The 12,180-nt window shown below is 63.8% G+C and carries 9 protein-coding genes; 6 read left to right on the top strand and 3 right to left on the bottom strand.

What is annotated here, in order from left to right; all coding sequences use genetic code 11:
• Positions 1 to 35 precede the first annotated feature (35 nt).
• Both oxc and XH80_RS32930 read right to left on the bottom strand, forming a co-directional pair.
• Positions 36 to 1,769 carry an oxalyl-CoA decarboxylase gene (gene oxc, locus XH80_RS32935; protein ID WP_271602196.1) on the bottom strand — a complete coding sequence of 578 codons (1,734 nt, stop codon included), beginning with the start codon at positions 1,767 to 1,769 and terminating at the stop codon, positions 36 to 38.
• 75 nt (positions 1,770 to 1,844) lie between these two features.
• A complete protein-coding gene (locus tag XH80_RS32930) occupies positions 1,845 to 2,540 on the bottom strand; it encodes a GntR family transcriptional regulator (RefSeq protein WP_164933761.1) in 696 nt (231 codons plus the stop codon).
• A gap of 345 nt (positions 2,541 to 2,885) precedes the next feature.
• Between XH80_RS32930 and XH80_RS32925 the strand changes: the two genes are divergently transcribed.
• Complete coding sequence (locus tag XH80_RS32925) at positions 2,886 to 5,015, top strand: acetate--CoA ligase family protein (RefSeq protein WP_271602195.1); 2,130 nt, start codon at positions 2,886 to 2,888, stop codon at positions 5,013 to 5,015.
• Positions 5,016 to 5,152: 137 nt separating this feature from the next.
• The gene (locus XH80_RS32920; RefSeq protein WP_271602194.1) at positions 5,153 to 5,992 is read left to right on the top strand and encodes an IclR family transcriptional regulator; all 840 of its coding nucleotides are present in this window, start codon (positions 5,153 to 5,155) and stop codon (positions 5,990 to 5,992) included.
• Positions 5,993 to 6,107: 115 nt separating this feature from the next.
• On the opposite strand, the gene XH80_RS32915 is transcribed toward XH80_RS32920, so the two are convergent.
• A complete protein-coding gene (locus tag XH80_RS32915) occupies positions 6,108 to 6,407 on the bottom strand; it encodes a hypothetical protein (protein ID WP_271602193.1) in 300 nt (99 codons plus the stop codon).
• A gap of 236 nt (positions 6,408 to 6,643) precedes the next feature.
• On the opposite strand from XH80_RS32915, the gene XH80_RS32910 reads away from it, so the two are divergent.
• The 4 genes from XH80_RS32910 to XH80_RS32895 all read left to right on the top strand — a co-directional run bounded on the left by XH80_RS32910 (position 6,644) and on the right by XH80_RS32895 (position 12,164).
• A complete protein-coding gene (locus tag XH80_RS32910; RefSeq protein WP_271602192.1) occupies positions 6,644 to 8,446 on the top strand; it encodes an adenine deaminase C-terminal domain-containing protein in 1,803 nt (600 codons plus the stop codon).
• A gap of 153 nt (positions 8,447 to 8,599) precedes the next feature.
• The gene (gcl, locus tag XH80_RS32905; RefSeq protein ID WP_271602191.1) at positions 8,600 to 10,384 is read left to right on the top strand and encodes a glyoxylate carboligase; all 1,785 of its coding nucleotides are present in this window, start codon (positions 8,600 to 8,602) and stop codon (positions 10,382 to 10,384) included.
• Between the two features lie 11 nt (positions 10,385 to 10,395).
• Positions 10,396 to 11,181: a hydroxypyruvate isomerase gene (gene hyi / locus XH80_RS32900; RefSeq protein WP_271602190.1), complete on the top strand. Its 786-nt coding sequence runs from the start codon at positions 10,396 to 10,398 to the stop codon at positions 11,179 to 11,181.
• 95 nt (positions 11,182 to 11,276) lie between these two features.
• Entirely contained in the window at positions 11,277 to 12,164 is an 888-nt protein-coding gene (locus XH80_RS32895; RefSeq protein WP_271602189.1) for a 2-hydroxy-3-oxopropionate reductase, read from the top strand.
• Positions 12,165 to 12,180: the final 16 nt, after the last annotated feature.

Genomic DNA, 12,180 nt, shown 5'->3' with positions numbered 1-12,180 from the left:
CCCTGCACCCGCAGGGAATAAGGGTTGAGGGGGGACTACTTCTTCTTCTGCAGAACGCTCTGCGGATTGAGGTTGCCGATGCGGCCGCTTTCCGAGCCCGCGGCCGGATCGATCACGGCGTTGATCAGCGTCGGCTTGCGGGATGCCATGGCTTCATTCACAGCGCGCTTCAGTTCATCCGGCGAGGTCGCGTTCACGCCGACGCCGCCAAAGGCCTCCATCATCTTGTCGTAGCGCGCACCCTTGACGAACACGGTGGTCGCGGGATCGGAGTTGGCGCCGTTGACGTCGGTGCCGCGATAGATGCCGTCATTGTTGAAGATGACGACGCAGATCGGCAGGTTGTAGCGGCAGATGGTCTCGACCTCCATGCCGGAGAAGCCGAAGGCCGAGTCGCCTTCCACTGCAAGAACGGGGTGGCCGGTCTCGAGCGCGGCCGCGATCGCCTGGCCCATGCCGATGCCCATCACGCCCCAGGTGCCGACGTCGAGACGCTTGCGCGGGCGGTACATGTCGATGACGCCGCGGGCGAGGTCGAGCGTGTTGGCGCCTTCGTTGACGAGGATCGCTTCGGGATGATCCTTGATCACGTTCTTCAGCACGCCGAGCGCGCCGTGATAGTCCATCGGCGATTTGTTGTTCATCAGCTTCGGCGCCATCTTGGCGACGTTCTCTTCACGCTTGGACGACACCGCCTTGGTCCATTCGGCTGGCGGGGCGGTCCAGCCCGTTCCCATCGCCTGGTTGAAGGCGGAGACCACCGAGCCGATGTCGCCGACCACGGGCGCGACGATCTCGACGTTGGAGTCCATTTCCTTCGGCTCGATATCGACCTGGATGAACTTCTTCGGCTGATCACCCCAGCTCTTGCCCTTGCCATGCGAGAGCAGCCAGTTCAGCCGCGCGCCGATCAGCATGACGACGTCGGAGTCCTTCAGCACGGTCGAGCGCGCAGCGCCGGCGCATTGCGGGTGCGTATCGGGGAGCAGGCCCTTGGCCATGCTCATCGGCAGGAACGGCACGCCGCTCTTCTCGACGAAGCTCTTGATCTCCTCGTCGGCCTGCGCGTAGGCCGCGCCCTTGCCGAGAATGATGAGCGGACGCTTGGCGCCCTTGAGCACGTCGAGCGCGCGCTTCACCGACGCGGGTGAGGGGATCTGCGCGGGCGCAGCGTCAATCACCTTGACCAGCGACTTCTGGCCGGCCTCGGCGTTCATCACCTGGCCGAACAGCTTTGCCGGCAGGTCGAGATAGACGCCGCCCGGACGGCCCGAGACGGCGGCGCGGATGGCGCGGGCAAAGCCGATGCCGATGTCCTGGGCGTGCAGCACGCGATAGGCCGCCTTGCACAGCGGCTTTGCGATCGCGAGCTGGTCCATCTCTTCGTAGTCGCCCTGCTGCAGATCGACGATCTCGCGCTCGGAGGAGCCCGAGACCAGGATCATCGGATAGCAGTTGGTGGTGGCGTGGGCGAGCGCGGTGAGACCATTCAGGAAGCCCGGGGCGGACACCGTGAGGCAGACGCCGGGCTTCTTGGTGAGATAGCCGGCGATGCCAGCGGCGTAGCCGGCGTTCTGCTCGTGACGGAAGGAGATCACACGAATGCCGGCGGCCTGCGCCATGCGGCCCAAATCCGTGATCGGGATGCCCGGCACATTATAGATGGTGTTGATGCCGTTCAGCTTGAGCGCGTCGATGACGAGATGGAAGCCATCCGTCAGTTCCTGCTCGGTGCCCGGTGCTTCGGACTTGGTCGCGGTGTTCAGCATGGGCCTTGTCTCCCTGATCTCAAGGTAGGTGGGGCGAATGGTTCGCCCTTCTGGTGAAGGTCGCTAGGTGAGCAGTTAAGTAAACAGTTCTTGGCCGTGCGCTTCGACGTAAGCGGCAAGGCCAAGGGTGTGGTCGCGGGCGCGCTTCTCGGCGAGCTCGGTGTCGCGCGCTTCCAGCGCCTCGATCATGCCGAGATGCTCGGGCAGGGAGGTCGCGGTGCGGTCCTTGCGGCCGATCGTCAGCTGGCGATAGCCGCGCACGTGCAGCAAGAGGTCGTTGGTGAGATCGACCAGCACAGGGGATTCCGACAGCGAGATCAGCGCCTGGTGGAAGGCGATGTTCGCCTTCGAATATTCCTCGACGTGATCCTCGGGCAGGCGGTCCTTGCCGAAATCCTTGAAGTAGTCGCGCAGCGCCGTGATGTCCTTCTTGCGCGCGGTGGTGGTGATCAGGCGCGCCGCCATGCTCTCAAGCGCCGCCCAGGCGCGGATCATGTCGACGATCTCGCTCTTGGTCCGGCGTACCACCATGATGCCGCGGCGCGGCACGGTCTTCACGAAACCATCCTGCTCGAGCATCGCGATCGCTTCGCGGATGGGCGTGCGGCTGACGCCCAGCCGTTCGGACAGCGCGCGCTCGTCCAGCATGACAGGCTCGGGCGTCGAATAGATGTCCATCTTGAGGATGGCTTCCTTCAAGGCGTCATACGCCTTGTTCTTGAAGCTACTCTCCGGGGCAATACGAACGATTGCGATGTCTGCCTCGGCCATGTTCGGCAACGCCTTGGTTGGTTTCCGCAGTGACACGACGATTCTCCTCCAGTGGGAGTCGTCTTTTACAGGAATATTTGCCGGAAAGTTTTTGGCATACCACATGCCAGAATGTCAAGCTGCCTATTTTTTGCGGCGTTATCGGCCGTGCTCTGGCTTGACAAGTTGGCTCCTGGCATACCAAATGCCATCGTTAGCCATTTTTGATCCAAGCTGGCGGAGTCATCAAGGCCTTTCAGCCCTCCGTTCCGCTAGGTGGAACAGGGCGCGGAGATGGCAAGTATCACGGGCAGCCGCATCACGCGCGCTTTGCAAAGCAAGAACTGAAGGTCAAGGGAGAAGCTCATGTCGAATTCCAAAGACGTCGTCCGCAAGGTCCTTGACCAGGTCAAGGCCGACAAACGCACCAGCCTGACAGCGCCGGAAGGCAAGGTGGTCTGCGATGCCTACGGCATTCCCGTGCCGAAAGAGGGCGTGGCGAAGTCGGCCGGCGAGGCCGGCAAAATGGCGTCGTCGATGGGCTTCCCGGTGGTGATGAAGATCGTCTCCCCGGACATTCTCCACAAGACCGAAGCGGGCGGTGTCATCGTCGGCGTCAAGACGGCTGAAGATGCCGAGAAGGCCTACGAGACCATTCTCGGCAACGCCAAGAAGTATAAAGCCGACGCCAAGATCGAGGGCATCCAGGTGCAGCAGATGCTGGCCGGTGGCACCGAAGTGATCGTCGGCTCGATCACCGACGGCTCGTTCGGCAAGCTGGTCGCCTTCGGTCTCGGCGGTGTGCTGGTCGAGGTGTTGAAGGACATCACCTTCCGCCTCGCGCCCGCGACCAGGGAAGACGCGCTGTCGATGCTCGACGGCATCCAGGCGCATGAAATTCTGAAGGGCGTGCGCGGCGGCGAGCCGGTGAACCGCACCGCTCTGGCCGATGTCATCGTCAAGGTTTCGCAGCTCGTCACCGATTTCCCTGAAATCGTCGAGCTCGACCTCAACCCTGTGTTCGCCACCGCCAAGGACGCGATTGCGGCGGACGTGCGTATCGTCGTCGACTTCGCCTACAAACCCAAGCCGAAGCCGCGTCCGACCGAAGAGATCGTCGCAGCCATGAACCGCATCATGCAGCCGAAGGCGGTCGCCGTGATCGGCGCCTCGGCCGAGGACGGCAAGATCGGCAACTCCGTGATGAAGAACCTCATCAACGGTGGCTACAAGGGCGAGATCATTCCGATCCATCCCAAGGCAGCCGAGATCCTCGGCTACAAGGCGTACAAGAGCGTCAAGGACGTGTCCGGCGTGATCGACGTCGCGGTGTTCGCGATTCCCGCGAAGTTCGTCGCCGGTGCGCTCACTGAATGCGGCGAGAAGAAGATTCCTGGTGCGGTGCTGATTCCGTCAGGCTTTGCCGAGGCCGGCGCGCCGGAGCTGCAGGCCGAGATCGTCGAGGTCGGCAAGAAGTACGACATCCGCCTGATGGGACCGAACATCTACGGCTTCTATTATACGCCCGCCAATCTCTGTGCGACCTTCTGCACCGCCTACGACGTCAAGGGCCACGCGGCGCTGTCGTCGCAGTCGGGCGGCATCGGCATGGCCATCATCGGCTTCTCGCGCTCGGCCAAGATGGGCGTCTCCGCGATCGTCGGCCTTGGCAACAAGTCCGATATCGATGAGGACGATCTGCTCGCTTTCTTCGAGCAGGATCCGAATACGAATCTGATCGCGCAGCACTGCGAGGACCTCAAGGACGGTCGCGCCTTCGCGGAAGCCGCCAAGCGGGTCTCCAAGAAGAAGCCGGTCGTTGTGCTCAAGGCCGGCCGCACCTCGGCCGGCGCGAAGGCGGCCTCGTCGCACACCGGCGCGCTCGCCGGTAACGACAAGATCTACGAGGACGTGCTGGCACAATCGGGCGTGATCCGCGCCCGCAGCCTGCGGCAGCTGCTCGAATTCGCCCGCGGCGTGCCGGTGCTGCCGACGCCTAAGGGCGAGAACGTGCTGATCATCACCGGTGCCGGCGGCTCGGGCGTGCTGCTGTCGGACTCATGTGTCGACAACGGCCTGTCACTGATGTCGATGCCGCCGGATCTCGATGCGGCCTTCCGCAAGTTCATCCCGCCGTTCGGCGCGGCTGGTAACCCTGTGGATATCACCGGTGGCGAGCCGCCGATCACCTACGTCAACACGGTGAAGCTCGGTCTGTCGGACGAGCGTATCCACTCACTGATCCTCGGCTATTGGCACACCATCGTCACCCCGCCGATGGTGTTCGCCCGCAATATGGTCGAGGTGAAGAAGGAGATGGAGGCCAAGGGCTTTGTGAAGCCAATCGTGGCCTCACTGGCCGGCGACGTCGAAGTCGAGGAAGCCGCCGAATATCTCTACCAGAACGGCATCCCGGCCTATGCCTACTCGACCGAGCTGCCGGTCGAGGTGTTAGGTGCCAAGTACAAGTGGGCGCGCGGGGCAGGGCTGCTCTGAGCCTAATCTCTCCGGTCATCCCGGGGCGGCGCGAAGCGTCGAACTATGGTGCGCACTTGTGCGCTTGAGGATCTCGAGATTCCGGGTTCGCGCTTTCGCGCGCCCCCGAATGACGCCAGCCACAGCGGCAGGTCGCGATGGGCAAGAACGTGATCCGGCGCAAATCGCCTGAGACACGATCGGCTGCGGAGGCCGATCGTGACGGCGGCGTGCAGTCTGTCGACCGCGCGCTGTCGATCCTCGAGACGCTGGCCGAGGACGACGAAGGTTATCGCCTCAGCGATCTCGCCGTTCGCACCGGCCTGTCGGCCTCGACCGTGCACCGCCTGCTGGCGACGCTGGAAAGCCGCCGCTTCGTGCAGTTCGACCGCGCCGAGTCCAAATGGCATGTTGGCGTCCGCAGCTTCACCGTCGGGGCGAGCTTCGCGCGGCGGCGCAATTTCACCGCGCAGGCGATTCCTTATTTGCGCAAACTGCGCGATCTCACCCGCGAGACCGCCAATCTCGCCGTTGTCGATGACGAGTTCATCATCGTGCTGACCCGCATGGAGAGCCGCGAGATCATGCGCTCGCTGACCAAGGTCGGCGGCCGCGTCGCGATGGTGACATCGGGGGTCGGCAAGGCCGTGCTCGCGACCTATTCCGACGAGGATGTGGGCGCGGTCATCCGCCATCACGGCATGCCGAGACTCACGGAAAAATCCATCGTGCGGCCCAGCGACCTTTTTAGAGAACTCGCGACGGTTCGCAAGCAGGGCTTTGCAATCGACGACGAGGAGGCTCAGATGGGCCTGCGCTGCGTCGCCGCCGTGGTCTACAACGCGCTGGCCGAGCCGCTTGCGGCAATCTCGGTGTCCGGGATGACCAGCCGCATCACCGATGAGCGATTGCCGGAGGTTGGCCGCATGGTCCGCGAGGTAGCGGCGGAACTAACGGCCGCACTCGGCGGCGTCGCGCCGGAGCCGAAGGCGTCCTAGTCGAGTACGGCCCTGATCACGTAGACATACAGGACAAACGTCGTGATCGAGGCGCAGGCCAGCGCGAAGCCGCCCCCGATTGAGAGTCGTTCGAGCTGAAACGTCTTAACGCCGCTCACCTCGTCGCGCACGAGCTCGCGCGAGACGCCCTGCGTTGGCCGCTGACAAGGACGCGTGTCAGCCAAAGGCCGTCACTATCAGGGACGGGCGCGCGCGAGATCTCGAGCACAGGCGGGCCATCCAGTACCATATGATCGGCCGTGCTGAACTGCCACAAGTCATCCCGCGGCGCGTTGACGAGGACGTTGAATTCCAGGTTCAGCCGGTTGCGCGCCCGCAGCGTGTCGAAAAGGCCCTGTAACGCATAAAAGGCGATCCGCAACATCTCGATGGGAAGGGCGAGGAGTCTGAGCATGGCCTGAGTTGATCGCGGCGGCGCGGGCGAAGTTCATTTCGGGCTGTAACGGATGAGGGAAGGGCGGCCGTAGCGGCGCCGTGCTATGCTTCCGCGGCCATCGATGGGCTGTGCCGGCCACGTGCCAGCGGCCGGTCCTGCCCAATGCGTAAGCAGAAGTGCCGTTTTAATTGAGTTGCCCCTCCTGCATGAGGGCGCAACCATTGCCGGACGAACCACGTCCGCCGGGAGCTCCGATGACCAAACTGACCCGCTTTGCCGTCGCGCCACTGCATTCGATGACGCGACGTCTCGCCGATGTCGCCTCTGCGCGGCTCGCACCCGACCTCGTCATCTCAGGTGCAAGGGTACTCTCGACCTATTCGGAGCGGATCCATCCGGGACGCGAGGTCTGGATCACGGGCGGCCGCATCGCCGCGGTGAAACCGGCCGGAACGGCGAAGAAGATGTGGAGCCACGTGCCGCTGTATGACGCCGCGGGCGGGATCATCGCGCCGGGGCTGGTCGATCCGCATATTCACATCGAATCTTCAATGGTGACGGCCTGCGCCTACGCCGAGGCCGCGCTGCTCAACGGGACCACCACGATCTTCTGCGACAGCCACGAGATCGGCAACGTCATGGACGTCGCCGGCGTCGAGGCGATGCTGGAGGACGCCCGTGAGGCGCCGCTTTCGATCTTTCTGACGGTGCCGAGCACGGTGCCGGCAACCTCGGCGGAACTGGAGACCGCCGGCGGCGACCTCACGCCCGACAAGATCGCCGGTCTGTTCGACCGCTGGCCTGAAGCCGTCGCGCTCGGCGAAAAGATGGATTTCGTGCCAGTGACCATGGGCGACGAGCGCAGCCACGCGATCCTCGCGGCAGCCCTGAAGCGCGGGCGACCCGTGTCCGGGCATATCTACGGCCGTGAATTCGTCGCGGCCTATGCGGCTTCCGGCGTCACCGACACGCATGAAGCGATCGACCGCGACATCGCCGACGATCTGCTCGATGCAGGCGTCTGGATTTTCCTGCGCGGCGGCCCGCCGACGACGCCCTGGCATTCGCTGCCGCAGGCGATCCGGACGATCACCGAACTCGGGGCCTCGCACAAGCGCACCGCAGTCTGCACCGACGACCGCGATGCCGATGATCTCCTGCTCTTTGGCCTCGACTGGGTGGTGCGCGAAGCCGTGAAGGCGGGGATGTCGCCGGAACAGGCCTGGTCGATGGGTTCGCTGCACGGCGCCACCCGCTTTGGCATGGAGGGGGATATCGGCGGGCTCGGCGGCGGCCGCCGCGCCGATCTCGTGCTGATGGACGACAATCTCAAGCCGCAATCGACCTGGTATGGCGGCGAGCTCGTGGTGGAGAACCGCAAGATCACGCCGCGCCTCGATCAGGCGCTGTCGCAGCGCTATCAATATCCGAAGGCGGCATACGCGACCGTGAAGCTGCCGGAGAAGATCAAGCTGACGCCGGAGCTACCGACAAAGGCCTGCACCGTCAACGCCATCAAGACCGCGCTGCCCGGCATTACGCTGATCCACGAGAAGGTCGCGATCGAGCCGGCCAAGGATTGGCCGTCGCTGTTCGCGCGGTATGACCTGTGCTTCGTCACTGTCGTGGAGCGTCATGGCAAGTCGGCCGGCAACGTCGCTTACGGCCTGCTAAAGGATTTTGGCCTGAAGCGCGGCGCGGTTGCCTCCAGCGTGGGCCACGACAGCCACAACATCATCGTCGCTGGCACCAACGAGCCCGACATGCAGGTCGCGATCGCTGCGATCAAGGAGCAGCAGGGCGGCGTCTGCGTCGTCGCCGACGGCAAGGTGAGGGCGCTGGTGCCGCTGCCCATCGCGGGGCTGCTCTCGGACAAGCGCGTCATCGAAGTGGCCGAAGAGGTCAAAGTGCTGAAGAAGGAATGGGCCGAGGCCGGCTGCACCATCCCCTACATGGGATTCAATCTGATTCCGCTATCGGTCATTCCGGAAATTCGCATCACCGACAAGGGCCTCGTGCTGGTGCCGCAGATGGAGCTGGCGCCGTTGTTCGAATGACCAGCTTTCACGCATTTCTCGATCTAACCAATTGAGACCGCCGCGTTTTTCCAGCGGCTGCCGCATCGTGGAAAATAAAATCGATCTCGTTGAGATGTGCATCTGCGCACCTGATGATCTCGCTCGCTGACTTAAACTTGAGCGAGGTCCGATATGGCGAAGATGCGAGCCGTCGATGCAGCCGTGCGTATCCTGGAGAAGGAAGGCATCTCGACCGCCTTCGGCGTTCCTGGGGCGGCGATCAATCCGCTTTACTCGGCGCTGAAGAAGCGTGGCTCGATCCGCCACATCCTGGCGCGCCATGTCGAGGGTGCCTCGCACATGGCCGAAGGCTATACACGGGCCAAGGCCGGCAATATCGGCGTCTGCATCGGCACCTCGGGGCCGGCCGGCACCGACATGATCACCGGCCTCTATTCGGCGATCGCCGATTCCATTCCGATCCTCTGCATCACCGGCCAGGCGCCGCGGGCGCGGCTCTACAAGGAAGACTTTCAGGCTGTCGACATCGAGTCGATCGCAAAGCCGGTGACGAAATGGGCGGTGACCGTGCGCGAGCCGGCGCTGGTGCCGCGCGTCTTCAGCCAGGCGTTTCATGTGATGCGTTCGGGCCGGCCGGGGCCGGTCCTGGTCGACATGCCGCTCGACGTGCAACTCGCCGAGATCGAGTTCGACGACGAGACCTATGAACCGCTGCCGGTCTACAAGCCCACCGCCACGCGCAAGCAGGTAGAGAAGGCACTGGAGATGCTCAACGCCGCCGAGCGTCCGCTGATCGTTGCCGGCGGCGGCATCATCAATGCCGACGCCTCGGACCTGCTGGTCGAATTCGCCGAGATCGCCAATGTGCCTGTGGTGCCGACGCTGATGGGATGGGGCACGATCCCCGACGATCACGTGCTGATGGCGGGCATGGTCGGTCTCCAGACCAGCCATCGCTATGGCAACGCCACGCTGCTGGAGTCCGATTTCGTGCTCGGCATTGGCAATCGCTGGGCCAACAGGCACACCGGCTCGGTCGAGACCTACACCAAGGGGCGCAAATTCGTTCACGTCGATATCGAGCCGACGCAGATCGGGCGCGTGTTCAACCCCGATCTCGGCATCGTGTCGGACGCGAAGGCCGCGCTCGAACTCTTCGTTGCCGTCGCCCGGGAGTGGCGACGTTCCGGCAGGCTCCGCGAGCGCCAGGCGTGGCCCGCGTCCTGCCGCGACCGCAAGAAGACCATGCTGCGCAAGAGCCATTTCGACAACGTTCCGATCAAGCCGCAGCGCGTCTATGAGGAGATGAACAAGGCGTTCGGCCGCGACACCACCTATGTCACGGTGATCGGCCTGTCGCAGATCGCCGGCGCGCAGTTTTTGGGCGTCTACAAGCCGCGTAACTGGATCAATGCCGGGCAGGCTGGTCCGCTGGGCTGGACCTTGCCGGCAGCGCTCGGCGTGCGTGCGGCGTGCCCGGATCGCGACATCGTCGCGCTGTCCGGCGACTACGACTTCCAGTTCCTGATCGAGGAGCTCGCGGTCGGAGCGCAGTTCAATCTGCCCTACATCCACGTCGTCGTGAACAATTCCTATCTTGGCCTGATCCGCCAGGCCCAGCGTGGCTTCGAGATGGATTATCACGTCCAGCTCTCTTTCGAGAACATCAACGCGCCGGAGATCGGCGTCTACGGCGTCGATCATGTCGCGGTGGCCGAAGGCCTCGGCTGCAAGGCGATCCGCGTCACCGATCCCAAGGACACGCAGGCCGCGTTCGCGACCGCACGCGAATTGATGGCGAAGCACCGCGTGCCCGTGGTGGTGGAGTTCATCCTCGAACGCGTCACCAACATTGCGATGGGCACCGAGATCGACAACATCGTCGAGTTCGAGGAGGTGCTGAATTTGCCGCTCGACGAGGTCGGGTCTGCGCGCGTGCTGCAGCCGGCAGAATAGGGGACAGCATCATGCCGAAATTCGCCGCCAACCTGACCATGCTCTTCAACGAGATGCCGTTCATCGACCGCTTTGCCGCGGCGAAGGCCGCAGGCTTTGTCGGGGTCGAGTATCTCTTTCCCTACGATTTCGACAAGGCGCAGCTCCGCGAACAGCTTGAGGCCCACGGGCTGACCCAGGTGCTGCACAATCTCCCCGCCGGCGACTGGACCGCCGGCGAGCGCGGCATCGCGATCATGCCCGATCGCACCGCCGAATTCCGCGACGGCGTGTTTCGCGCCATCGATTATGCCAAGGCGCTCGATTGCGAGCAGCTCAATTGCCTCGTCGGCATCGCACCTGCGGACGCCGATCCGCGCGAGCTTCAGGAGACGTTGGTCGGCAATTTGCGCTTTGCGGCTTCGACGCTGGCGCGGGAGAACATCAAGCTGCTGGTCGAGCCGATCAACACGCTCGACATTCCCGGCTTCTTCCTCAATGGCACGGAGCAGGCGCTACGGCTGATCTCCGAGGTGCGGTCGAACAACCTGTTTGTGCAATACGATATCTATCACATGCAGATCATGGAGGGTGATCTCGCTCGCACCATGCAGGAATACCTTCCGCAGATCGCCCACATCCAGCTCGCCGACAATCCCGGCCGGCACGAGCCCGGTACCGGCGAGATCAACTATCCCTTCCTGTTCCGCCATCTCGACGCGATCGGTTATCGTGGCTGGATCGGCTGCGAATACAAGCCGCGCACCACGACGCTGGAAGGCCTGTCCTGGCACGCCGCGCAGACATTTGAGACGTGAGACGCAGCCACAGCGGCGGTGCGCTCCCTCTCGCGCTTGGGGGAGCGTTGAGCGAGCGCGCGGATCGACTTACCTGATCGAGAGGAAACGAGACCATGATCGACATCGGATTCATCGGACTTGGCACCATGGGACGGCCGATGGCCGGCCATCTCCTTGCTGCGGGCCATCGCCTATTCCTGCATGACATTGCGCCCGTCGCCCCCGAGTTGATTGCCGCAGGCGGCGTCGCCTGCAAATCGGCCAAGGAGGTCGCGGAGGAAGCCGATGTCGTCATCATCATGGTGCCCGACACGCCGCACGTCGAGGCGGTGCTGTTCGGCAAGGACGGCGTTGCGGGCGGCCTCTCGAAGGGCCAGATCGTGGTCGACATGAGCTCGGTCTCGCCGCTGGCGACGAAGGAATTCGCCAGGAAGATCGAGGCACTCGGTGCGGACTACCTCGATGCGCCGGTGTCCGGCGGGGAGGTCGGCGCCAAGGCCGCGAGCCTCACCATCATGGTCGGCGGTCCCGAGCGGGCCTTTGGCACCACGAAGCCGATCTTCGACAAAATGGGCAAGAACGTCACGCATGTCGGCGCCAATGGCGACGGCCAGACGACCAAGGTCGCCAACCAGATCATTGTGGCACTGACGATCGAGGCGGTGAGTGAAGCGCTGCTGTTCGCCTCCAAGGCCGGCGCCGATCCGGCGCTGGTGCGCAAGGCGCTGATGGGTGGCTTCGCCTCGTCGCGGATTCTCGAAGTGCATGGCGAGCGCATGGTGAAGCGCAATTTCGATCCCGGCTTCCGCATCGAGCTGCACCAAAAGGATCTCAATCTCGCGCTCGAAGGCGCGCGCGCTCTCGGCCTGTCGCTGCCGAGCACGGCAGTCGCGCAGCAACTGTTCTCGTCCTGCACCGCGCATGGCGGCAAGGGCTGGGATCATTCGGCGATGGTGCGTGCGCTGGAACTGATGGCGGGCCACGAGATCGCAGCCAGCTGAATTGTTACGGCGTAAC

It is taken from the genome of Bradyrhizobium sp. CCBAU 45384 (assembly GCF_028128665.1).
Taxonomy (GTDB): domain Bacteria; phylum Pseudomonadota; class Alphaproteobacteria; order Rhizobiales; family Xanthobacteraceae; genus Bradyrhizobium; species Bradyrhizobium manausense.
This window is presented reverse-complemented; position numbering and strand designations above follow the sequence as displayed.